The 22,831-nt window shown below is 57.6% G+C and carries 27 protein-coding genes; 9 read left to right on the plus strand and 18 right to left on the minus strand.

Annotation, left to right across the window (positions count from 1 at the left end; translation table 11 throughout):
• Positions 1 to 5: 5 nt before the first annotated feature.
• From FAES_RS29060 to FAES_RS16260, 8 genes are read left to right on the plus strand one after another with little or no spacing between them, the layout of a single operon-like run.
• Positions 6 to 338 carry a hypothetical protein gene (locus FAES_RS29060; RefSeq protein ID WP_051054168.1) on the plus strand — a complete coding sequence of 111 codons (333 nt, stop codon included), beginning with the start codon at positions 6 to 8 and terminating at the stop codon, positions 336 to 338.
• A gap of 1 nt (position 339) precedes the next feature.
• The gene (locus FAES_RS16230; RefSeq protein ID WP_041257969.1) at positions 340 to 1,608 is read left to right on the plus strand and encodes an HAD-IIIA family hydrolase; all 1,269 of its coding nucleotides are present in this window, start codon (positions 340 to 342) and stop codon (positions 1,606 to 1,608) included.
• Complete coding sequence (locus FAES_RS16235) at positions 1,580 to 2,134, plus strand: ASCH domain-containing protein (RefSeq protein ID WP_158408787.1); 555 nt, start codon at positions 1,580 to 1,582, stop codon at positions 2,132 to 2,134. Before FAES_RS16230 ends, FAES_RS16235 begins: the two co-directional genes overlap by 29 nt.
• Positions 2,131 to 2,538, plus strand: a complete 408-nt coding sequence (locus FAES_RS16240) for a hypothetical protein (protein ID WP_015332330.1) — start codon at positions 2,131 to 2,133, stop codon at positions 2,536 to 2,538. The genes FAES_RS16235 and FAES_RS16240 overlap by 4 nt, the downstream gene beginning before the upstream one ends.
• Before the next feature lie 3 nt (positions 2,539 to 2,541).
• On the plus strand, positions 2,542 to 3,204 hold the full coding sequence (locus FAES_RS16245; RefSeq protein ID WP_015332331.1) for a hypothetical protein: 663 nt from the start codon (positions 2,542 to 2,544) through the stop codon (positions 3,202 to 3,204).
• On the plus strand, positions 3,197 to 3,445 hold the full coding sequence (locus FAES_RS16250) for a hypothetical protein (RefSeq protein WP_041257971.1): 249 nt from the start codon (positions 3,197 to 3,199) through the stop codon (positions 3,443 to 3,445). The genes FAES_RS16245 and FAES_RS16250 overlap by 8 nt, the downstream gene beginning before the upstream one ends.
• A 15-nt stretch (positions 3,446 to 3,460) precedes the next feature.
• Entirely contained in the window at positions 3,461 to 3,820 is a 360-nt protein-coding gene (locus tag FAES_RS16255) for a hypothetical protein (protein WP_015332332.1), read from the plus strand.
• 17 nt (positions 3,821 to 3,837) lie between these two features.
• The gene (locus FAES_RS16260; RefSeq protein ID WP_015332333.1) at positions 3,838 to 4,662 is read left to right on the plus strand and encodes a hypothetical protein; all 825 of its coding nucleotides are present in this window, start codon (positions 3,838 to 3,840) and stop codon (positions 4,660 to 4,662) included.
• 98 nt (positions 4,663 to 4,760) lie between these two features.
• Here the strand turns inward: FAES_RS16260 and FAES_RS16265 are convergent, their stop codons facing one another.
• From FAES_RS16265 to FAES_RS16320, 12 genes are read right to left on the minus strand one after another with little or no spacing between them, the layout of a single operon-like run.
• The gene (locus tag FAES_RS16265) at positions 4,761 to 5,342 is read right to left on the minus strand and encodes a glycoside hydrolase family 108 protein (protein WP_015332334.1); all 582 of its coding nucleotides are present in this window, start codon (positions 5,340 to 5,342) and stop codon (positions 4,761 to 4,763) included.
• Between the two features lie 9 nt (positions 5,343 to 5,351).
• Complete coding sequence (locus FAES_RS16270; protein WP_015332335.1) at positions 5,352 to 5,639, minus strand: hypothetical protein; 288 nt, start codon at positions 5,637 to 5,639, stop codon at positions 5,352 to 5,354.
• Positions 5,636 to 6,472 (minus strand): glycosyltransferase family 9 protein, encoded by an 837-nt coding sequence (locus tag FAES_RS16275; RefSeq protein ID WP_015332336.1) that lies wholly within the window; start codon positions 6,470 to 6,472, stop codon positions 5,636 to 5,638. The genes FAES_RS16270 and FAES_RS16275 overlap by 4 nt, the downstream gene beginning before the upstream one ends.
• Positions 6,469 to 6,909, minus strand: coding sequence for a hypothetical protein (locus FAES_RS16280; protein ID WP_041257972.1), 441 nt, complete (start codon positions 6,907 to 6,909; stop codon positions 6,469 to 6,471). Before FAES_RS16280 ends, FAES_RS16275 begins: the two co-directional genes overlap by 4 nt.
• The gene (locus FAES_RS16285; RefSeq protein ID WP_015332338.1) at positions 6,902 to 7,381 is read right to left on the minus strand and encodes a hypothetical protein; all 480 of its coding nucleotides are present in this window, start codon (positions 7,379 to 7,381) and stop codon (positions 6,902 to 6,904) included. The genes FAES_RS16280 and FAES_RS16285 overlap by 8 nt, the downstream gene beginning before the upstream one ends.
• A 33-nt stretch (positions 7,382 to 7,414) precedes the next feature.
• Positions 7,415 to 8,047, minus strand: coding sequence for a hypothetical protein (locus FAES_RS16290; protein ID WP_015332339.1), 633 nt, complete (start codon positions 8,045 to 8,047; stop codon positions 7,415 to 7,417).
• 2 nt (positions 8,048 to 8,049) lie between these two features.
• Entirely contained in the window at positions 8,050 to 8,463 is a 414-nt protein-coding gene (locus tag FAES_RS16295; RefSeq protein ID WP_015332340.1) for a hypothetical protein, read from the minus strand.
• A gap of 47 nt (positions 8,464 to 8,510) precedes the next feature.
• The gene (locus FAES_RS16300) at positions 8,511 to 8,888 is read right to left on the minus strand and encodes a hypothetical protein (RefSeq protein WP_015332341.1); all 378 of its coding nucleotides are present in this window, start codon (positions 8,886 to 8,888) and stop codon (positions 8,511 to 8,513) included.
• Between the two features lie 11 nt (positions 8,889 to 8,899).
• A complete protein-coding gene (locus tag FAES_RS30090) occupies positions 8,900 to 10,714 on the minus strand; it encodes a phage head spike fiber domain-containing protein (RefSeq protein WP_015332342.1) in 1,815 nt (604 codons plus the stop codon).
• The gene (locus FAES_RS16310) at positions 10,714 to 11,433 is read right to left on the minus strand and encodes a hypothetical protein (RefSeq protein ID WP_015332343.1); all 720 of its coding nucleotides are present in this window, start codon (positions 11,431 to 11,433) and stop codon (positions 10,714 to 10,716) included. Before FAES_RS16310 ends, FAES_RS30090 begins: the two co-directional genes overlap by 1 nt.
• Positions 11,434 to 11,435: 2 nt before the next feature.
• Positions 11,436 to 13,592, minus strand: a complete 2,157-nt coding sequence (locus FAES_RS16315) for a NosD domain-containing protein (protein ID WP_015332344.1) — start codon at positions 13,590 to 13,592, stop codon at positions 11,436 to 11,438.
• 24 nt (positions 13,593 to 13,616) lie between these two features.
• A complete protein-coding gene (locus tag FAES_RS16320) occupies positions 13,617 to 14,546 on the minus strand; it encodes a hypothetical protein (protein WP_041257977.1) in 930 nt (309 codons plus the stop codon).
• Positions 14,547 to 14,618: 72 nt separating this feature from the next.
• Between FAES_RS16320 and FAES_RS30745 the strand changes: the two genes are divergently transcribed.
• Entirely contained in the window at positions 14,619 to 14,747 is a 129-nt protein-coding gene (locus tag FAES_RS30745) for a hypothetical protein (RefSeq protein WP_262493788.1), read from the plus strand.
• A 151-nt stretch (positions 14,748 to 14,898) separates the two neighbouring features.
• Here FAES_RS30745 and FAES_RS30630 read toward each other — a convergent pair whose 3' ends face one another.
• The 6 genes from FAES_RS30630 to FAES_RS16355 are packed head-to-tail and all read right to left on the minus strand — an operon-like array spanning position 14,899 to position 22,830.
• Positions 14,899 to 18,837: an alpha-amylase family protein gene (locus FAES_RS30630; RefSeq protein WP_041257979.1), complete on the minus strand. Its 3,939-nt coding sequence runs from the start codon at positions 18,835 to 18,837 to the stop codon at positions 14,899 to 14,901.
• Between the two features lie 42 nt (positions 18,838 to 18,879).
• Positions 18,880 to 19,320 (minus strand): hypothetical protein, encoded by a 441-nt coding sequence (locus FAES_RS30555; protein ID WP_051054174.1) that lies wholly within the window; start codon positions 19,318 to 19,320, stop codon positions 18,880 to 18,882.
• A gap of 1 nt (position 19,321) precedes the next feature.
• The gene (locus tag FAES_RS16335; RefSeq protein ID WP_015332348.1) at positions 19,322 to 19,912 is read right to left on the minus strand and encodes a hypothetical protein; all 591 of its coding nucleotides are present in this window, start codon (positions 19,910 to 19,912) and stop codon (positions 19,322 to 19,324) included.
• On the minus strand, positions 19,912 to 21,771 hold the full coding sequence (locus FAES_RS30515) for a fibronectin type III domain-containing protein (protein ID WP_015332349.1): 1,860 nt from the start codon (positions 21,769 to 21,771) through the stop codon (positions 19,912 to 19,914). Before FAES_RS30515 ends, FAES_RS16335 begins: the two co-directional genes overlap by 1 nt.
• A complete protein-coding gene (locus tag FAES_RS16350) occupies positions 21,758 to 22,000 on the minus strand; it encodes a hypothetical protein (RefSeq protein ID WP_015332350.1) in 243 nt (80 codons plus the stop codon). Before FAES_RS16350 ends, FAES_RS30515 begins: the two co-directional genes overlap by 14 nt.
• Positions 21,988 to 22,830, minus strand: coding sequence for a hypothetical protein (locus FAES_RS16355; protein WP_015332351.1), 843 nt, complete (start codon positions 22,828 to 22,830; stop codon positions 21,988 to 21,990). The genes FAES_RS16350 and FAES_RS16355 overlap by 13 nt, the downstream gene beginning before the upstream one ends.
• Position 22,831: the final 1 nt, after the last annotated feature.

Raw genomic sequence — 22,831 nt, forward strand, 5'->3', positions numbered from 1 at the left:
GAATTATGATTAAACCCGTCGATCTACGATTTAAAAAACTCGACACCCCGCCGCCCGACCCGTTCTGCAACAGCTGCGGGGCCACGGTGTCCACATCCGGTTGGCGCATGGCCAACTTCCCCATTCGGGACGGTACCCAGCACGCCAGCATTCTCGTCTGCTCCAAAAATTGCCAGCGACAGTACATGCACTCGGCCGAAGGCGCCCAGCACCTTGAGGCCTTTATCACCCGGCTGGAGGCGCCCCCCGCCCCCGAGCCGACGGCCGTCGATGTCGAACGCTATCGAAACCAATTACAATCCCGACTGGGCTTTCCGCTCACCTCAACCCCCAACTAGCATGCACAATCCTGACAATTTTCAGAAAAAACCCGTGCTGTTTATGGACTTGGACGGCACCGTCCGCCGCCCCAAATCCGGCAAAACGTTTAATACTGCGTCCGATGACTTTGAACTTATACCCGGTATCGAGGCGCGGATTATGGCGTACGTTCAGGCTGGCTACTTGATTGTAGCGGTCACTAACCAGGGCGGGGTCGCCCACGGTCATAAGACCGAGGAAGCGGTTGACGAAGAACTTCGCTTCACGGCTAACCTGTTTGCCCAAAATCCGTTCGTGGGCATGTATTCGTGCCCGTATATGGAGGGTGGTCACATCGCTGAATTCAACTGGCGGTCGCTCTGGCGCAAGCCAGATTACGGTATGCTGACCCGGGCGGAGTCCTATCTGTTCGACAATGGGTTTATTGTCGACTACAGCAACAGCCTGTTTGTCGGCGATGGGTCGGACGATGCCAAATGCGCCCGCAATGCCCGCATCGGCTTTCAGTGGGCGTGGGACTTTCTGGTGGCAAAGGGTACGGATCACCCCCGCTACGAACCTGACGGGGCCGATTTGATTGTGGCCGAGCGTAACGATCACCATTACAAACACGGCTGGGACGCTACCGATGCGCAGTATAAAAACGGCGAATTGATCGACGCCGCCCTGTTTGCTATCGACCCGAAGCGGGAGTTTTCTGACCGCTGGCCTAATGGATGGGTCGATCCGTTTCGGGAAAAGATTCTCAACAAGTCTCTGGAGGAACGGCTAGCGGTGGCGGGCTCGCTGATCGCCGCCCAGATCGATCACCTACGTAGCCAAGGCAACGTACCTGCCGCCCCCAAAACGGCGCACTTCGTCCGGGTGCTGACCGGCGAACAGGGTTGGTACGAACGGGGCATGGCCCTGCTGTTCTCCTTGTCGGTACCGCACACGCTGGCATTTTCCAAGAGCGGAAAAATATCAGTTGAAATGACCACACATTTTCTGGTTGTAAGCAGTTCGCCCGGCAAAGGTAGGCATCCGGCCTCGACGATTGCCATGTCGTCGACGGTTACCGGCAAGTACCCGGAAGCGCCCTACAACTGGGTGCAGGCCCGCCTGTCTGGTGAATTCCGCTTTGCGGAGGTGCTGGCCGAACTGGGCTACACGATCGACAATCTGGGTGAGTTGCCAGCAATTAACATGCAAGGCCAACTCATGGATACGAGGTACACACAGGATGCAAACTATAAAACGGCTCAACCGTCACAAAGCGATGAGCCCACCCCCGATGCAGCAGCTTAATCTCTTCGACGCGCCGACCCAACCCGAGGTCGGCGCCCATCGGCCCCTGCTCATGAAGGCGATAAGCCTGTGGCAGCCCTGGGCGTCCTTGTGTGTGCATGGGCTGAAGGCATACGAAACCCGTGGCTGGAACACCTTTTATCGGGGCCCGCTCCTGATCCATGCCACAAAGACGCTCAACAGTGCCGCGCGCGAGGTGCTGACAATAAAAGACTTCCAGTTGGCAATGAACCAGATGGGCTACAACGCCAATACGTTGCCACTGGGTGCCATCGTTGGCAAAGTCGATCTGGTACGCACGCTGCCTGTTGAGGAGTGGCGAACAGAGAAACGCCGGGATAAAGTCAACCATACCAAATGGGTACGTGAAATGCTGTTTGGCGATTACGCCGAAGATGAGGGTCGGTTTGCCTGGGAGCTGGCCAACCCAGTGTGGCTCCCCCAACCCATTCCGGCCAGCGGCGCGCAACTCATCTGGAAGTTCGATATGACCGAATACCGTCACCTGATCGAAACCGCCCAATGACGACCTACACCTACTTAGGTGATCGATTGACCGATCCTGATCTGAAACGCGCGAGCTGCACGGCCGTACTGGATGAGCGCGGTAAATGCATTCGGGGCAAGAATGGCTCGATGCTCGTGCAGCTCGCCGATGGGCGCAAGCTCGTCGTGATCGGTCACCTACTTCGCAAAATAGCGCCGGATGTCATACCCTCGATTATGGCCGACGTAGAAGAAGCCGTAGCCGATTTACAGACAGCCGAGCGGATCAAAGCGCTGCTTACCGATAACAGTTTGGCCTGCGTGATCACAATCGGTACCGAGAAAATAGGCCTGGCGCAAAACGCCTGGCTCCTGCCGGTGATGGACCAGCAGATAAACGAGATCGTCAAATTCCTCAATAACGAACCCAACGAGTGGGAGTAACACATGGCTAAACAACCTCATACCTATACGCTTCAACTTACCCAGGCTCAGTTTTTTGCGGTGGCCGATGCGCTCGAGTTCACCAGTCGCTTTACTGCCGGTCAAATCGAGGCAAACAACTTGCCGATTGGGATTAAGTCTCGACTGAAGGGCAGATTTCCAGAAACAGTTAAAGGCCTCTTGAAAGGACTAAAACGCGCGCTGTTTCCAGATTTGGCCGAGTATGAAAACCTCGGCGTTGGTCACCAGCCCGGCGACGAATCAGGCTACTACCGGGATACCTTATACGAAGTATATCGGACGATGCTTGAATTCCGAACGCAGGAAAAGCGGGCGGCCGGGCAGGATGTCAGTCTTTCGGTGTACGATCATCCAGGCCTGCAATACACTAACGAGCGTAAGCCGGTAGTAAAGGCGATTGATCAGGCTGAAGCCAAGAAAGCGTTCATCGACGAACATTTCCCTAAGCCGCTCCTGCGGGCGCTGCGTAAGCAAGGAATCTTCACGCTGGAGAAACCCACCTACGAGCAGATCGAGGAGTGGGTATGCAAGCACTTCGGACTCGAATCCATTTTCGATTACGGGTCAATCATGGATGGTGTCGGCTATCATCTGTCGCTCACCAAACGGGGTATGGATCAACTCAAACAACAACAGCATGGCTAATCTGAAATTCGTCTCGTGGGGCCGCATCAAGCCCGTGCCTGCCGGTATGTACGCGGTCATATCGGGTTCCATCCCCGACGCCGAAAATATGTACGATGAGCATGGCCAGATCAAACGGAGTCTATGGCAACACCGGAAGATTTTCAAAAGCGAGCGCGCCGCTAAAAAGTACAGAAACAAACTGGTCAAACAGGGCTGGCAGGCGTGGCGCGAAGCCAACGGCCTGAACTGTCCTAACTAACAATCAACTAGCAATATGGCTACGACAATCATTGATGATCTCCGCTGGTTCAGCTACGGCGGTAAAGAGAATTTAGAACCCCAGCAAATCCCCACGCACGACGAGCTGATTGCCTTTGGTGCTGAAGTTTCCGACTCAACTCTGCAAGAACGGCACGGCACGGAACCCTTACCTGAAGGCCGCGACGAGCGGTTATATTGGATCGACTCGAAAGAGTGCAGTCGAACGATGCTCACCTACGTACCTGACGCGCACGGCTGGTACGTCGAAAACTCGAAGGGCTTTAAGTGGCGGCCAAAAGACCTGAACGATCTATACGCCCTGATGGACGAAATGGACCAACAGTACGAGCGTTACGGTGATCTTCTCCAATAACTTACCCTACGTCAACGATGTATAAGCAGAGCAAATTTCTCAAGAAATACACACTTGCCTTCGAGCGATTTCGACCCGCGGCTAAAAGTCTTTCACCCGTATACCAGACCGGCATCCGCAACTGGGAAACCGACGAGTTTTTCAGTTATTCGGTTGTGCTGGGTACGTTTCGGGTCATATTCTTCATTGCCAAAGTGGCCAGAAATTGTGTCCGCCAAGCGGGTTTGTTCATCCTGCTGGCCACCGTGTCAGCGTTTGCCCAATCGACTTCCCTGGAGGTGTTGCCGCGCGCAGACCGGTTTCGTCCCGTCAGTCGGCAGCTGGTCGATTCACTGGACCGTTACAAATTCAGCCCCGATGGCGATACGTTGTTTAAACTGGAGGTCTCCGAGCCAATGTATTTCAAAGCTGTACTGGATAAGGATACGACTCATTTGTATTTGCCCGGCTATCGGTATAATCAGTGGATTACGGCAAAGACGCCAACACGCAATGCGTACAACCGGCCCGACTGGATCACTGAATTAAACCCCTCTCGGTACATGTATAGCCTAGATTTGAAAACGGGAGACACGCTGGCTATCATCGATCAGATTGATTCCAAAAAATCCATCTATCGACAAGAGTACATTGATGCGTTCGACCAAGAATATAAACGTCTGCTTCGCTATCAGGAACGGCGTTACGATGCGCTGGAACGACGGTATAAAGATCTTTTGCATGCTTCTGATCATCTTTATTCGACCGCCAGACAAGGCTTAGCGGCCACGAAAAAACTGATCGAAGCTTTACATACACCTGCGCCTAACAAGGCCAAACAAAGCCAGCCCCGACAGAAATAGGATATTCTAAGTCGGACTATTCTATCCAAACGCATCCCAAACAAAATAGCCCACCAGCAAGCGCTAGTGGGCTATTTGATTATTCCTCTTAATTGTCGTTAGATCTTCACAAAGTCGACCCGGCTGATCCACGATCGGGCAAAGACCTCCTGCGGGGTCTTTCGTTCCAGGATCTGCACATAGCGCGCGCCCTGCAGGACGTTGAGCCATTTATAGACATCGTACGAGTTTGGGTGCGTGTTCAGTAGCCCAAGCGTCATTGGCCCAACCTGCCGGTCTACGGCGATATCCCGGTACAACTTCGCGTTCTCGTTGGTCATGTTCAGCGCCCGCTGCAGAAACTCCGCCGCGATCTCTACGCCCATATTCACACCTGTGTCGAACAGTTCGTTGGCGATTGCCTGACTCTTCACCTGGTCGAGCCGGTTGACGTCCCAGTAGTTGGCTTTATACAGTGCACGTACCCACGCCATTAGGTCCGCATTGCCCAGCATCACCTCATCCCACCGCGCCCGCGGGTAGGTCTTTTTGAGTTGATCAATCAGTTTCCAGCCTGACCAGCCCGGATTTGAATTCCGGGCAATTCCCGCGAAGGTCTCCCCACCTTCATCGTCTGGATGATTGGCGTAGCCCCCTTCGTGGCCCATTGTTTTGCGGTATGCCGTTAGGAAATCGGCCATGTGATTCGGTTAGTTTAGGGGCAGTTGAGCCGCGCCCATCTGCCAGTGTTGGATAAGCTGGCCAGCATCGACCTGCGTTGGTAGCCATTCTTTGAAAAAGCACTGTGTTCCATGATTCATCAGCATCATGGCCACCGAGCCGTCCGCGCGAAACACGATCGTCCGCCACTCATGGCCGTAGCACTGCCGCAGTTGCCAGCCCGACCCGTCGCGGCAGGGCCGGAGCACCGGCATGATGCGCCGGTGCACCATGGCCACCAGCACCTGCAGCGCGATGTCAAACCCCTGGTCTCTCATCGACGTGGCAAGAGTTTAAGCAGCGCCGCCGCTACATCGCTGGCCGACGTGCTGGCCAGGCTGTGACACCCGTGCAGGCCGCAGGCCTCGCTGAATCCCCGGTCGACCTGCCAGCCGCAGGGCGCATACCCGCAGGCATTACTACCCACCGCCTGCACAGCTGTGTGTGAAAACACCAACCGTACCGACAGGTGCGCCATGACGGCCACCGTCGGTACGCCCAGCATGCCCGCCACGTGCGTGATACCCGAATCCAGGCCGATTACCCCGGCAGCACCCAGCAGCGTATCAACCACCTCAGGCGCCGACAGCCCCCACAGTAGGTTGATGCGGCTCCCGAACGTGCGCCGTAGCCGCGCCTCGTCGGTATGCAGACCCAGCACCTCGTAGCCCGCCCGGTGCAGGTGCGTGACCACGTGGGCCCAGCCCGCCTCCGTCCAGTTACGCGACTCCCACAGCGAGTACGGCGCCAGCACGACGTAGGGCGGTTTGTCCTGTAGCAGCTCGGGCAACACCAGTTGCCGGCGATCGACGTGAAAGCCCGCCGAGGCCTCCAGATCGACCAGGCCCGTTTGCGCCATCACCTGCTGCACGTACCAGTCTTTGCGCGAAACCGAGTCGCGCAGCTGCTCGCCGTAGCCCAGGTTCATATCGAGGCTGTCGCCCGGGCGCTCGTCGTGGCGGGCGATGGTCACCCCCGGCGCCGAGATCCGCCCAAGCCAGTCGGGATGTTTGGCCCAGTACGTAACCGGCGCGTGCCGGGCAATACCAGCTGCGGCATACACGCCACAGATGGTATCGCCCAGCCCGTCGGCGCTCAGATGCAGGTTCATTGATCGATCGGCCGGGGTTTGGGGTTTACCTCGTCTTCGCGCGGTGGCGGGGCCGAGGGCATCGTCTGGGTACGTGGTCTGGTTCCACCCTCATCGGCATACGCCGGCAGCGACGCCAGCCACCCCCCAAACACGATCACGCTGCAGCCCACCACCAGCCGGGCGACAGCCGGGGTAAATGGAATGCGCGCGCGCAGCACGTGTACCACAGGCAGCAAACTACCTGCCGGGATCACCGACAGGTAGGCGATGCGCAGCCACCGCAGTACACCCGGCAGTGGTGTACTGAAGACAATCCCGTACGCCAGGCAGGCACTGGCCAGACAAATCAGAAATAACAGGCCCACCCCTGCTTTATAACCGGGCGAGGCCTCATCGGCCAGCCCAAACAGCATTGCCAGAATCAGCATGGCACAGAGTGCGAAGCTGCTAGCCATCACCCAAAGGGTGGTCGTTGTTTCGGTTAGATTGTGAAAAGGATTCATTGTCGGCGGTGATCTTATCGATCTTATCAAAATGGGTTAGTACAAAGAGTGACAGGCGTAAGAGACGAATCAGGCCGTTCTTGAGGTAGGAAAACGGGTTGCGTTTGATAGTTTCCCGCTGCCCCGTAATCCCCAGCACAAAGGCCGTTCCCCACAACCCGAACAGAAAAGAGACGAGGGTAGAAACCGTGTAGAGCGCGCACAGGTCCAGCTCGAACTTGTAATGGATGGCCAGCCCTTTTATGAAAGCCTCGCCGAGCATCTGAGCCAGAATACCGACCAGCGTTCCCATCAGCCATGACATCAGCCCCTTGAGCCGGTCGGTGTGAATTGGTTGGAACGCCCATCCGGCCGAGCCCACAGCCGACCAGAACGTGTAAAAGGCAAGTGGCATATGAGCCGCCACTTCACACCAGGATGTCATACAGAAACGATTGTTGGATAAAGCGTTGAGAGGTTAAGGAGGCGGGTGCTGGGCATGCTCCCAGACTTCCCGCACCCAGGGCGACGTCCAGCGAATCAGGGCGGGTGGCTTGCGGCGGGTGAGCTGCTTGCCTTCCTGGGCATGTTTCCGGAAAGCGCTGATCGTGTCGGCTTGCTGGCGGTTTTGTTCGCCAGCAACCGCCAAAGCAAGGCGGCTTTGCCTGTGGCGAACCTCACAGGAGTCACACACTTCGAGCCGGGCCGCCAGCGCCTGCTGCTGCACCGGCGTGAATGTGTTGCGCGTGGTTTGACCTGTATCGCGCGCGGTCAGGTACTGCGTTCGATACAGGTCGGTAATGATCTGGCGAGTCAGGTTCAGCACATCGGCATGGTCCGCGCGGTAGAGCGCCGCCAGTCGGGTTAATGCCTGTTGCTCGTCGGTTTGCTGACCAGCCAGTTTAACGGCCGATAGCTGCTGATCCTTCATGCGCAACTGGGCATTGACCGAATCAAACTGACGGCTTAGCTGATCGACTTTTGTAGCCAGTTCATCCTCGGAGCCCTGGGCTCGCTTCAGTGCCTTGCGCGCATCTGGCAACAGGATCACGACCGCGTAGGTCGCAATCCCGGCCAGTAGCGCAAAAAAACCTGCCTTCCACCAGTTCATACTTAGCGGGTTTCTTTAGTGGGTACAGGTGGCAGCTGTGGATCAGAAGCGACGGCGGGCTTGGCGTCACCGATCTTCTGAACCGTGAACGGCGAATACAACTTATAGGCCGATCCTAAGAAGGCCAGTACCGAGGCCAGCTGCGGGTAATGGACTTTTACGTAGTCCATTTCGGCCAGCGCCAACAACACGGTAAAACCAGCGGCGATCCAGACAGAAATGCTGTACACGCTGTTGTTTTGCAGTGTCTGAGTTGACACGGCGGCGATGAGCGACAGCACTGACAGGCCGAAGACGATCGACTCGGGCAGGTTGAAGTGCTCGACGGCCAGCGTAATGAGCGCGGGAATAAGAACAAGCCAGCCCGTCAGTTTGGCGATGGCGTTGTCTTGGGCAAAAAATCCTTTCAGATTCATGATAATTATACTGTTTTAGGTGAAAAAATTGGGTAAAGCATATGATGTTAGTCTACCACCGGCTGGGCGTCAGGGTCCCAGAGCGTCGGCATGGTGCCGTGACATTGCTCGACGAGCTTAGTCAGCACGTCGGGTTCTTCGTTCAGCACCAGCATGGCGATCTTGCGGCAGGTGGCGGCGCTGATGGGGATGCCAACGGCGGGCTCGCAACTGGCCACGATCACGTCGGTAGCCTTGTGGCGGTAGCAGCTCTCGATGTCGACGCGCCCTGAATAAGCCATCCAGTCGGCGGAGGCGTTGTTGATGGCGCGGGCGACGATGTCGATCGTACCGTTGTCGATGAGCGACTGGCGCTGGGCGTCGGAAAGCAGCGGCCAGGCCGAGGCCAGTGCTTGTGGATCAGCGGTGTTGATGGTGACTTGCATAGTTGGATTGATTAGTTGGTCCACGCCTGGATTTGCCTGCCAGCGTGTGAGAGCGGATAATAACGAAAGCTGGTGATGTAGCCGGAAAAGGTCTGTCCGGTGTTGCCGTCCATGTTTCCTAATTGAAACAGGTTGATTGCTGTAGGCAGCGAAGTTGGAATGGCTGTATTAATGGTTCCTCCATTTCTCACCAGTTGAGAAGAGCCAACCCTGTAAGTAAATCCGTACCGATTTGACACAAATCCGTTCGTACCAATAGAGCCAGGGACAAGTTGATTGACGCCGCCAACACTTATATAAGGTTGGCCAGCGTTGGCACGTAAATCAATTCGGTTGTTCAGTGTGCCATCCGTAAAACCAAACATACCTTTATTGCTCAAGGCACCGATTGGTGTAACATCAACGAGTATCGTACCTTGGTATTTATTAAACCACGATACTGATGCCGTCTTTAGGTCTTCCGCGTTACGCGTAACAGCGGCCCCTGTTGCCGGAATATAGGACGTTGGAAAAGCGCCTATTTCGAGTTGACAACCTGTTACCCATACCGCTTCGCCTCCGCTGTAGGTTCTGACTTCATTGTTACCTATATCCGAAATAGCCAGACCTGCCAAAATATTCCCCACGTCTGTGGCTGTGATTGTATGAGTTACCCAAACCCTATACCAGCCGTTGCCCACATATTTCCACCCCGTGGTATACCCACTTACAGGAGTTGGAAAACTCTGAGTGTCAAAGTTGAAGGCGATATTGGCATAGGTAGATGTATTCCCGGCTCGAATACCTACATAACTCCAATTGACTTTCTTCACATAAGCAGAAAAGGTATAGGTAGTGCCTAGCGTTACAGAAAACCCTTGCCGAACATATGTATTCCCTGTGCCAGCTACCGCCGTTAACTGAAACGTGTTGTTATCGCCGAAAGGACTTATCCCCGCAGCTTGCGTTACGACTACCTGTGCTCCCTTACCCCAAGCTCCATTTGTTAATGCCTGAGAAAAGGTAAGCTGGTTTGTTCGCCCCTCTTCAATCAACAAGCCCAGTGGCTTTGCGTAAGTGACCATGCCTACGCTGCTTGTTGTAGTTGACCGATATGTATTGGGGAATGCTCCTGTTTCCAGTTGTGCGGCTGTCACGTATAGCCCCGATGAACCGTCGCCAGTATAACTGCCGGTTCCACTTACTAGGGATGAAGCAAAAGCAACACCAGTGTGCGCCGCCGCGCTGTTTAATTTTGTAATACTGCACCTGTACCACCCATTAGCGATAAAGGTTATCTGTGCTGCCACGCCTGACTCATTTGTGCCGACAACACCATTCGTCAGGTCAAACCAAGCCGACCCCCCAGAGATTCCGCCGAAATACAGCCAAAGCCAATTGCGTTCACCGGCTTTAGCATACACTGACCAACAGTATATGCCTGCGGCGTTGGACGATTGAAGAACAACGTGACCGCCTGTTGCCGATGACTCTACTATCTTAGGCACACTGCCGCCGAGCGGACCTGCTATCGTAGTCGAAGAGACGACGCTTACATTTGTCTTAGCCCAATCCGATGTATTATAACTCTCGCTTTGGGTAAGTAAATTTTGAGTAGTCGAAAATGTAGTGGCGTCATATTCGATACGAGCCGTGTTGGTTGACACAGGCTCAATCACTCCCAAGTTATTAATCCTTGTAGATGGAGTCGTTCGTGTTATTGTGTAGCCCGTGCAGCAACTTGTCGTTGCTGTTAGATTCAGCACCTGCGTAGGCGTGTACGTCATGCGCGGCCCCTGCGCCCACGCGCTGCTTGCCAGTAGCCAGAAGAGAAGGATGCGCTTCATTAGAACTTCGTGTAGTAGCCGTCGATCTCGGTAGCGTTGGCGGCAAAGAGTGAAAAGGTGGTAACCGAGCCAGCAGCCGTTCCCCGGTCAATAGCCGCGCCGCCGGGGAAGGTCACACTGGAGGGCAGGGTGATGGCAAACCCACCAGCGCCGCCCTGCTTCTCCCGGATGTACAGCTCGACACCCGGCGTTACATTGGTGAAGGTGAGCGTCACGTTGCCCGTCAGTGTGTAGAGCAGAATGATCTTCGACGACTGCGAGCAGTCCACGGTGATGGCGCCACTGGCGGCCGCGTTGACGATCGTGACGGTGGCGTTTTTCCGGGGTGAACTACTGACGAGTTCCAGGTTCGTGCCGGTCCAGAAATATTGAACCATACCGCCATTGGCCCAGCTTGGCACGGTGGTGCTGGACACCAGTGTACCATCGGCGTTTTGAATCAGGTTCGTCGCGCTGTTGCTGGTGACCAGTGTGATGGTGCCCGATGACAGGGCCACGTCACGCTTGATCAGCAGGGTCTGGTTGATCATCATCTTGGCCACGTCGATGGTCAGGATCACGTCATTGGCCGCGTTACCCACCCGGTAGACGTTATACTGCGAAGCGTCCAGCGTGGCGTTGGAGGTCACGCTGGCTACGCTTTGTTGCGGCGGGACGATCGGTGTCTGCGCCCAGGCTGCCGCCCCGCTCAGCCAGAGAAGAAAAAGGAGATACCGCATGGTTAAAACAGTTTGGCAAACGAGATGGTAATGGTGCCACTTAGCCCCGTCACGGAGGGGGAAGCCATGATCTTGGCCGTGTTGCTACCTGGACCATAGCGTAGCAGAAAGCCCTTGGCCGTGCCGGTATAGGTGTCGCCGTTGGCGCTCAGGTTGGTGGTTCTGGCCGCCGAGCCACTGCCGGTCAACACCGCTGGGGCAACAAACGACTGAACGATCGTTTCAATACCCGGCTGGTTATAGAGCACCTTAATGACGTAGATGTAGGGAAACTCCATGACGTTTTCGGGGATAATGTCGACGTAGGTGCCGGGCGTCCACGAGGCCGTATTATAGCTCACCGAATAGATCGCCGTGGGTATGGCGCCATCAGTCATCATGCGTTGCCAGGCGGTCCACGGGTTGCCGGCGCTCGTTACGCCAAATTTGGTGCGGAACCAGACGGCGCTCTTGACGCCACCCGGCGTATAATCGGTGTACCGCTGGGTAATCCCGTCATTGGAAAAAAAGACTTCCAAGTTACCTGCGGTTGCCGCCAGGATCGGCGCGTTAATCGTGAGGCTCCAGGGACCGCCCGACACCTGGTAGGTACCTGCAAGGGTGAAGGAATCAAACGAAGTCGTGCCATCGGTGGCGATGTTGGGTTGAGCCATCGGCACCTTCAGGTTCAGGGCCGTTACCCGAAGACCTTCGTCGTCCGAGTACTTCAGGCTGGGCGAGTTGCCCACTTTGGTGACGGCCGTGTTGACGGGCACGTTCTGCCAAAGCCAGCGGCCCACCGCCCCCGACACGCCCGAGAAGTTGTAAGCCTTCTGGTGCTGCATCGTCGAGCGCGTGTCGATCACCGAGTTGTCGGACACGTCATTGTAACGGGTTACTTCCCATACCTCGACCACGTCGCCCCCCAGCGTGTTGCCCGTTACCGTGCAGTCCTGGAAGCGGTTGCCACCGGTCGTCAACCCATCGATATTATAGGCGACCATCCCCAGCGCCCCCGAGCCCAGAATCGTATTGTCCTTGACGGTAACGTTGGTGCTGCGCTTCACGCCCGACAACGAAATAACACTGGAGCCGTTGAGGCTGAGAATGGCAATCGCCCCCCGCCCCGCCGTGGCCTGGCCATTGTTGCTGTAGCTGGTGCCGTTGATGGTCACCGTGCTGTTGGTATTGGTCAGCGTGTTGCCGATGATCTCGCCGTTGATCGTGGCGGCGGGATCATCGGTTCGGAAGTTCATAAAGCTAATGCCCCCGTTGACCGTATTGATGACCGTATTGTAGCGGACCTTCACGCCTGAACCCGATACCGAGGCGATACCCTGGTAGCAGTTAGTGATGTAGTTTCGCTCGATCTCCGCGTCGGTCGACTGCGTGTAGCCGTAGCTATTGAGGATCGCCTTGTCGCTGGGTACGTAGGCCATCAGGTTGTCCTTGTCGTGGAAGCTGATGGCGTCGTCTTTGCAGTTGTCGTACTTGTTGTCCAGGACTTTGACGCGCGCACAATAGCGGAAATAGCTGCCATCCCGAAACGTGCGCGTCACGCGGTTTTCCTTGAACTGAACATCCAGGCAGTTGGTAAAGGCAATGCCCATTTCGGGGCTGTTGTCGAACCAGGCGCCGCTGACCTTGATGCGCTGGCAGTTATCCCACTGCATGATGTGCTGGGAGTTCCCCCCGTTGGCCGTGATGGATTGGGAGAACCCCCACTTGCCACCACTCAGGCTGACGTCGGAACAATTCTGAAACAGCCAGTTGAGCTGCGTCTTGTCGCTGGAGAGAATAATCGCCCCGTCGGCGGCGACGATACTCAGGCGCCGAACGTTGGCAATCGTCAACGTACCGGCCGCGATGCGATAGACGCCCGTCGGAATGAACACGTTGCGGTTCGACTTCAGCAGTTTCAAAAATGCCTGGGTGTCATCGGTCGTCGAGTCGGCTTTGGCCCCGAAGTCCTGCGGCGTATAACTACGCTGCTGCATGTCGACCAGGTTGGGTTCGGCAACGACGGCCCCGCTGAAGGGGACGGTATACCGGCGGCCATTACGCCACGCCTGCCGGGCACGCCCAGCCTTGGAGGGCCGGGTCGTGGTGTCGGCGGAAAGCTCCTGCCCCCAGGCAGTGATCTGGGTAAGCAGGAGCCAAACGAGCAGGAGCTTTTTCATCGCTATAAATGGGGTTGATTAGGGTTAGTTGGCTGTCTCGACGGTGATGGTGCCAGAGAAACTTTCACGCGTGCCGGCCCCATCATACGGGGAGACGAGCGTAATGGTGTTGGCGGTACCAGCCGACCACGTATAATTCATGTCGTAGAAGTTGGAGCCCGTTGGCCGAAATAGTACCGTCACCTTTGACGAGTTCAGGTTGTGGGTAATCGTACCCCCGTGGGCCAGGTTGCTTACGGTCAGCTCGACGGCCGATGACTTCAGCGCAATCGCTGTAGCGGCGGCGGTGCTGACGGGCTTGTTGGCATCCGAGGTGTTGTCGACCTGATCCAGTAATAGTGCCGTCTTGGTTTGCCCCACCGTCAGGTCGATCGCGTTGGCCGTCGCTCCCGTATTGTTACCCTTGAAGGTCATCGTGGGCATCTGGGCGAGCTTCGTATTACTCACAGCATTGGTGCTGATCGTGGTGGCGTAGGAACCACCAGCGGTCGTGACATCACCCGTGAACGTACCCAGACGCGCCGCCAGCAACGTACCTGCGTTGAGCTTGGAGGCGTCCAGACCCGCCAACCAAGTCGGGTTGTTGTAGGTCCCACCGGTTACGACGGCATCCGTAATACCGTAGCCAGCGGCCGTTGTGGGCGTGCTGGTGAGTTTGGAAAACGCCAGCGAGCTAATCCAGCTGGGGTTGGCGTAGCTACCCGACAGCTGGGCATACCGGGCATCACCCAAACCCTGGGTCAGCGTACCCACAAACAGACGATACAGCGTCGTGTTGGTGCCATTGTTGTACCGAACCGACAGCGACTGGTTATTGGGGTTGAAGAAAAGCGAACCCCGGTTGACGGGCACCGCCGACAGGGAGTCACGGGTGATCAGGAATTGGGCGTTAGCAGCCGAGACGAACGCTAGGATAAGCAGAGGAGTAAGCGCCGAGCGCAGGAACCGTTTCATTGGAGTAGTTGGGGTTGTAAGCGTGATTAAATTTCTCGTGGCGGAGCGAAGCATACCAGCTATAGGGTTCCGATGAACGTGTCGTCGATGGGCATGTCGACCTCGCCGTACTGGTCTGACCAGGTGCCATCGTCTTTTGTCTGGGACGACCATTACGAGATCGTCGAGCTGACCGTCTGGCATTCGCAGGTCAATATTTAGTTGTCTGGATAGTTGAGGTTGTCTTTGATGAGGATGCGTGATTGAGGCTAACTACGTTGTCGTCAGGCGGCTCAGCTGGCGGTGAAGGCAGGCACGCCTCAAAAAAGGAGGTGTCGGAGAGCAGATCAAACAGCGATCGATTCATGGTTGATTAGGGCTGAGGTACGGAGTCATTAGTCATTACGATACGGACGCGCTTGGTGCCGCCTGCGGTCTTGGCGTTGTAATCAGCCTGAAGACTGCTGGTACCATTCCACCACTCCCAGCCGAAGTTGGCCAGCAGCTGACTCGTGGTAATCGTCATGGTATCGTCGTAATCGAAGCGCGGAGAGCCCGAGATGTAGCCCGTATCGCGCAGGTTGCTGTAGATCGCAGCGATGCGATCACGCGTTTGCTGAGCGATGCCGGCATCCTCACCCGAGCCTGATTTTTGTGGCCCGGCCAGTACCACCATCGACGCACCGGCGTCCAGTGCTCCCTTGTAATGGAAGAGGTTTTGTGCCAGCGTGTAGTCCTGCTGCGTACCCTGGTCTTTCCAGCAGAACACCTCATCGGCCGACCATTTGCCCCCCTGCTGCGAAATGGCCTGGATCAGGGGCAGTGGGTACCACGGCGTCGAGTTCTGCTTGCGTCCGTCGGTGAAATCGGTGACGGCCGGCAGCAGCCACGACCCGCGACCCGCGCAGTTGCGGTCGTACATTGAGCCATTTTCCGAGAACACCTGAATGTTGCTGGAGACGGCCCGAATGATATTGGCCATGGCCTTATTGAATCCGGCCAGGCTCTGGGTGCGGCTGATATAGAAGTCACGGGTGTAGGTGCTACCAAAGACCCAGGCACCCCGCGTATCGCCACCGTCGCCCCGTGGCACAATGGGTAGCTGCACCGCGCCCCACGATCCAAACGACTGACCCCAGGCCGCATTCGCCGCCGCGATGGTGCCGTACTTGGCCTGCATGCGGGTGATGAACGCCTGCCGGGCAAACTCGCTGTAATCGAAAAGCTGATCGGTTACCGGATCGCCGTCGGCGGGCTGAGCACCCGACTGGTACTCACCTTCGTAGTAGCCATTGCCCACCACCGATACGGCGATGATGCGTCCAGCCTTCCCGCTCCCCTTGATGTGGTTCAGCAGGGCCGTGATGAACTGGCCAGCGCGGTTGGTAGCGTCGGGCGAGTCATATGAAAAGGCGACCTCGCCGTTCCAGCGACTGACGTAGCCGCGCTCGTCGCGCATCCGGTCGGCCGTCGAGAAAAACTTATCCCAGTTCTTGGCCGGCTCATTGTTGCGTTCGCCCCTGGTGACCACAAGCCGGATGGCCAGTTTGATGTTTTTGGCCTGCGCCAGATTCAGGGCGGCATCGACCGACCCCCAGTCATAGTTGCCGGGTGTGGGTTCGCAGTTGGTCCAGTGGAAGGAGGGCGCAAGCAGGTTGGCTCCGTTGTCGGCGGCGATGGTGACGATCTCCTGATCGATCGGCGAAATCCCACTACCGTAGAGGAAAATCTGGGGGCCAACGAACCGCTGACTGCGGAACGCCTGAGCGTACGAAACAAACGGATCACCCGGCGTCGTCGTCGTCGATACGACCGTCGTCGAGGTGCCACCACTACACGAAACAAGCTGAACACTGCGCCACTGAGTACAGCCATTATACGTACCAGCGATCGTGAACGACTGGCCGACGGTAATGTTCTCCGCGTAATGATTATCGAAATTCAGCTTGCCACTGGGTACGCTCCAGTACGTGCCGTTATCCTGCACGGTGAAGGGTACTTTGTAGGTGCCGCTACCAGTGCAGACGGGTTCGCCCAGCGACATAGCCCATGAGCAGGTAGCTGTCGAGGAGCCCCGAACGACATTGGTCGTGGAGATACGCGGGTCGGTTTCCGGGAAGCAGCTCAATGAACTACCCGAATATCCGTTGGCTAACAAATAACTTTGCGACCGGAAAACGCCCTGCGTGTTGGCCGCGTACAGCGTGACCCCATCCTGACGGTAAGCCTTGATAACCTCCGAGCCGACAGTCAGAATCGTCTGCGCCTCGGTGATGGAGCTACAGGCAACCACGTTGGTGGTTGAGCCCCCACCCGTCGTCGTCGACGTGTTCGAGCCGGTCGGCGTTACGACGGGCGGCGGCGAGGGATTCGCCCCGGTCCACTCGACATTGTAATCGCCGGTCCACGTTATGGTACGATAACCCGATGTCGTGCCCACCGGCAAACTGCGGAACTGAATGCGGAAATCCTGGGGACGGGCGTTCTCGAAACCGGCTGGCAGCTGCCACCAATCCCAGACCGTATTCCGATCCTTCAGCATGAAGAGGTAGGAGCCGGTCTTGCGGCCATCGGGCAGCTCGATCCACACCTTGACGGGGGTGTCATGCGCCGGGTTGCCGATGTCCTGAACAAGGAAACCACCCACGAACCCTACGCCCCGACCACCGACTTCCTTCATCAGGGCTATCGTAGGCTTTTCCCAGACGTATTCTCCCGCTACATTGTTGGCTTTTCGGATGCCTCTTTTCGGCCAGATGAACTCGATCTTGTTCTGGTCCTTCAGCTCGAAGTATTTGGGAAACTGGCGCGCGCGGAAGAGCCCATTAAACGTCGCCTCCACGCCCCCGAAGTGGATCGGGGTTTTCGTAACGGTTACACCGCCCTCGACAGCCGTATAGGCTTTGGCCTGCGTGAGGTTTTTATACCCTTTATCGTCCCAGATCACGTCCAGGTCGTAGAACAGACAGCGCAGCAGGGCCGAGTATTCCTGGCTCTTGGCGTTGACCACGCGGCGGTTGGACTCGGGCTCACCGATGTCCTCGCGCTGTCCAGTTGCCTTGTTTTCCTGCGTCCCCGCCTCCGTGTCGGTGGGCCGGAGGAAATGCCCTACGCGGATTTTCTCAAAGCCAGGCCTGCGCGCGACGGGTCCCCTCCCGTACGGGATATTGCCCGGCACATCATTGCCATCATAGGCACTGGGTTCGGCCGGCGTATCACTCAGCCAACGCACGTTGGCCTGAATGGCGTCCAGCTCATAATACACCTTTTGCGCCCAGTACTCGGCCTCGTCGCTATAGACGCGGGCCGTGGTGCCAAAGTTGGTGACGGTGGCGGTGGGGAAATTCGAACGCAGAAACAAGGCTTTGCCAGCCCCATCGGTCTTAATGGACCCATCGCCATTTTTCTGCCAGACCGTACCATTACCCCACGTCACCCGCCAGTAGCGATCTTCGCACAGGTAGGTGATTTGGTTGCGGCGCATTAGCCGAACCATCTCGTTGGCCGACGTGTCTACCCATTTGCCGTTGCCCGCCCAGTCGCCGTTGGTGGCGCGAAACATGACGTCGTTCTGATACAAGTTGGCCAAATAGCCGCCCGGAGGCGCCAGCGAGCCAATGCCATAGGTGACCAGCCGGGTGCGATGCCCACGAGCGTCGCGCTCCAACAGCCAGCCCGCCGTCCAGCCCAATTTGAACTCGCGCTGCACCGCGTGGTTCAGCGAGTCGTTGCCCGTATCCTGAAAGGTCTCGATGTCGGCCCCGCCGAGTGGCAGGTTCGAGTTGAAATGCTGCGCGTACGAATATCGGCCCAGGGCGACCCACAGGTTATAGAAACCAGGCAATACGTTTCGGGGCAGCAGGCGCTGCTCACGGGGCGTACTGGCATTACCGGCGCCACCGTAAGCCTCCAGGGCCGTGTACTCAGGACTGCCCTGCGTGTACTGTGACCGCAGGCCGTAGGTGTCGTGGGCGATCTCCTGATCCGGGTGGAAGTACCACCGCTGGTCGTTGGTGGCGCCAACGGCTTCGGCGGGCTCGCCCTCGAAATGCGTTACCCCCAGGTTAGTGATCATCCGCTGCGCGTCGGGCGCCTTGGGGAACGACACCCCCGTCGATACGAGCACGGGGTGATTGGGGTATACGGTCCAGTTTTTCTTGAACCGGCGGACGTTGATGGTGTTGACCGCGGTTTGTTCGGGGAACGAATACCAGTTGCCCTGCTCCCGAGGGGCCGAACGGGGTTGCGCTAGGCTGGCCATCGACATCCCCAGCAAGCCCAGCAGTACGAGTAGTTGATTAAAGCGTTTCATAGTGATCAATAAAGTATAATTATACTTTTATCAATAAAAGAGTTAGGGATTCCGGGGCGTCTGGCTTCCTTCAACGGGCTTGCCTAGGTAGTCCGCCGTTACGTCGAGAGGATCATCATCGATACCCAGCGTCATACCTTCGGCCACGTAGTCAGCTTCGGAACCAGGCGTGCCTGTGCCTGCTCCATCGGGCGCCTGACCAGAGCCGGTTCCCGATCCTGAGCCGGTGCCCGAACCCGTACCCGTGCCCGAACCCGTCCCTGTTCCTGAACCCGAACCGCTCCCTGTTCCTGCCGGGCCAGGTACGAGCGTAAACGTACCCGGCGCCCAGACTGTCGCGGCGCTGGGGTTGGCCAGAAAGCGTTGCAACGCCAGCGCTGGCGACTCAACGATACCGGCGGTTTGCACCCGCACGATCGCTGAGCAGTTGGCCAGCGTCGGCGAGATGGTGCCAGTGGGATAAATGAGCGCAATGGGTTCCATCTTAAATTTCGCGTTGGGGTAAAAAAGGGTCAATCCAGATCATACCCACAAAAACTTCACCGTCTGGATAAATCAATTGGGCGCGGTCCGGGTCGACCATGGGCAGGTCTTCAGCATCCATAAGCTGATGGCCATTGTCGTCGAGCATGGGTAAGGGTTGAACCTTGGCTAGTTCGTCAATTGTCACGCCGTCGCTCCGATATGCGACCCAGTTCAGCGCCACACTACCCCGACCATGCAGCAGGATCGTTCCGTTGACGCCAGGCTGATGAGCCGGAAAGGTGAACCACGTCTGCCGTTTAGAGACCGAATCACCCTCGTCGCCTTTATCGCCCTTATCCCCTTTGGGCCCTTTAAGCCAATTGAGAAAATCGAGGGGTGTACCGACGTGGCCCGCCTTGATCCATTCCTCGTAGGCGCTCAGGCCATCGCGCGCTACCACGATCGGCCCGGTGAGGCAATCGCCTTCCTCCTGCTCGTGGCGCACCAGGGGGCCGTAGTCGATATTGCAGGGGCGTGTTTCGCGCCAGGCGATATCCAAATCTGCCAGTAGATCGTCCGGCGGTGTTTGTATGATGGGTGAGCGATACATTAAACGGACAGGGTGAAGACGGTGATGGTCGTATAAGCAGCCGAATACAACAGGCCGGACCGCGACCGTATCCGGTAGCGATACTGGGTACCCGGTTGTACGTTCAGCGTATCGGTTAGGGTGATATCGACGAACTGACTGGCAATCGACTCCCAGGTTGATTCCCCCACCAGCTGCCGGTCGATGTCGTAGCTACCCGCCCCGGAAGCCGCGTTCCAGAACAGCGTAACGCTATCGGTACCCGGCGTGGCGGAGAAGCTGCCCGGCGGCATTAGGCCGTTACCTGATCCGGAACCCAGCCCCGTACCCGACCCACTCCCACTGGCCAACGGAATGACCACGGGTTCGCTCAGGTGATCACCAGCCGCAACGCGCAGCGGGAAATTGAAGACGGCGTAGGGAGGCGCCAGATCTTTGAGCTGAACCAAATAATCTGTCAGCGCCAACACGCCACCCACACCAGCCACCGCCGGGTTCATTTCGCAGCGCGCGTTGTAGTTCACAAACGGTGAGCTGACCGTATTGCCCGGCGTAGGCCAGCCAGCACCAGCGATCGGCTGCCCATTGGGGAGCGCAATGCGGTATTGTACGGCCCGCGAGACGTTGAGGTGAATGGACCCTTGACGCGACGAGGCCTGATACGTGTAGGCGGGGTCGGCCAGCAGGAAGTCGGGCCGAACGGTGGTACCACCCGGCCACAGAATACTACCTGAGCCCAGCAATACCCCGTAGTTGTCCTCGGCATTGTATAATTGCCAGGCGGCTCCTGAACCCGAGCCACTACCCGAGCCCGTGCCAGTACCTGTACCTGTCAGCACAAAGGCGATTTCGTTGGACGTGGCCAGTACCTGACCATTTTGCGTAGCCTTCAGAACGGCGTAGTACCGCTTGGTATTGATGCCAACAAACCCGGTCACCTCGTAGGTCGACTGGATCGAGCGTGGCGAGGCGTTGTTGGTGATGATATCCCGTTCGAACCACTGCGTAAGCAGACCCGCGGCGTTGGTGGTACTGCTGGTCAACGTGATCGACTCACCCACACCAATCGACTGCGGCGAGGTGGCACCGGCCACCGCGATCTGAGGCGACACCGTTCCGCTACCAGACCCTGAACCGCTACCAGACCCTGAACCGCTACCAGAGCCTGAGCCGCTACCTGTGCCTGAGCCGCTACCAGAGCCTGAGCCGCTACCGGTGCCTGAGCCGCTACCCGTGCCGCTACCCGTGCCGCTACCCGTGCCGGAGCCGCTACCGGAGCCGCTACCCGTGCCGGAGCCACTGCCACCTGCTGAATACGCCGTGCACAAAGGGTCGAGGGTAAAGCCCGCCGCCAGCGCCGTCGTTTCATCAAAGCAATCCCCTATACTGCCTTCCCAGCCAGCCGGTGCGATATAACAGTGGTCCGTTGTCGTTTTGATTACGTGCTGAACGATCTCCTGGATCTGCACACCACAGGCCATTAGCGAGGCCGACACCCGAACCGTAAATTCGACATCTGGCTGGCCAGTTAACCGGCCGTATAGAAGCAGATCGGCCAAAGGAACCGGCAGGGTGATCACCGGGCCAGCCTGATAATGCAGCCGGTCAGTGCTCCACTCCGCCGCACCTGAGCTGCCAACCACCCCGAGCCGCAGAATCATCGTGCCGCTCAATCGACGCAGCGAGAGCAGCCGTCCTAACACCCGAATAGGCCCGGTACCACTACCCGGCGGGCAGGCGCACACCCCGGCCAAAAACCAGTCAAGCCAGTTTCCGTACGGTAAGGTTACCGGTGCCCAGGGCACGCCATACCCGGTACCCGGCCGGGTAACGCCGGGGCAATTTGATCGGGTGCAGTGGGTTTTATTACACGGGCACATAAGCGGGGGTGGTTTGACTCGTCAGTGTATAAAGAGTTTGGCTTACTTGACCCGGCGAGGCCCACTGGGCTGCTTCGCGCAGCAGCAGTAGCCGGTATAGTTCGGCATCGATTGCCGCCGTGGGCTCCGCTACCTGCATGGCCGCCCCCAGCTGGGCGGCTTTGGCGCGCGCCAACTCATCAATTCGCTCGACGAGTTTGGCCGTGGTGTACGGCTTCAGTGTGGCCATGCGAGCAGTTCGTGTTGAATACGCGTGAGCAGTAACGTGGCCGTTTGGACATCAGCGACCTGAGTGCAATTCGTTGTTTCCAACAGTCGCAGCAGGCTACCGATATAGCCCAGCCGCCCGACTGGTTCACCCAGCGGGCCGGGCTGACGGGGTTGATTCGGCAAAACGATCGATTGCTCCTGGGGGCCGGCCAGCGTGTTCAAACACAGGTCCGCCCACTGGCGCCGTTCGTTGGCGAACAGCATCAGCGTCGTTTCAACGTACCCAATGGGCTCTTGGCTTGTCACGGCAACCGCCGTTTCATTGGCGATTTCGGCCATCACCTGCCCACCATCGACCCGCTGACCGTGCAGCAGCAGCTGCCACTCGGTATAGGGGGCTTCCACATTGTCGAGTTTGACCCACATAGAGCCGCTTCCTGTCGACGACGGGCTTACGTCCTGCCAGCGCGCACCTTCGCCCTGACGGACCTGCAACTGCATGGCCGAGGTGGTCGCATAGGGAATAAACACGGTATAGTGCGTCGGCTTCCGATTGGTCATCAGTGACCCGATTGCCGTCAATGAGACGTGCAACGGACCTGATTTGAACGCCAGCGAATTCATCCCGGCGCGCGCGGCCAGATCCGCGGCATGGATCACCAGGCCATCGCCACGCAGTTCACCCATCGGGGAGGCGTTCTTTTCCCAGTACATCTCCACCCCACCCGCGTAACGCAGGCGGAGTTGATAGCGGGTGAGGTTGGTTTGCCCCGACCAGGTGGGGGTAACATCCCGCAGCCGCAGCGTATTGATGCTGTCGAGTTTGGCGTCGAGCTGGAGTTGCTGCATA

This window comes from Fibrella aestuarina BUZ 2 (genome assembly GCF_000331105.1).
GTDB lineage: Bacteria > Bacteroidota > Bacteroidia > Cytophagales > Spirosomataceae > Fibrella > Fibrella aestuarina.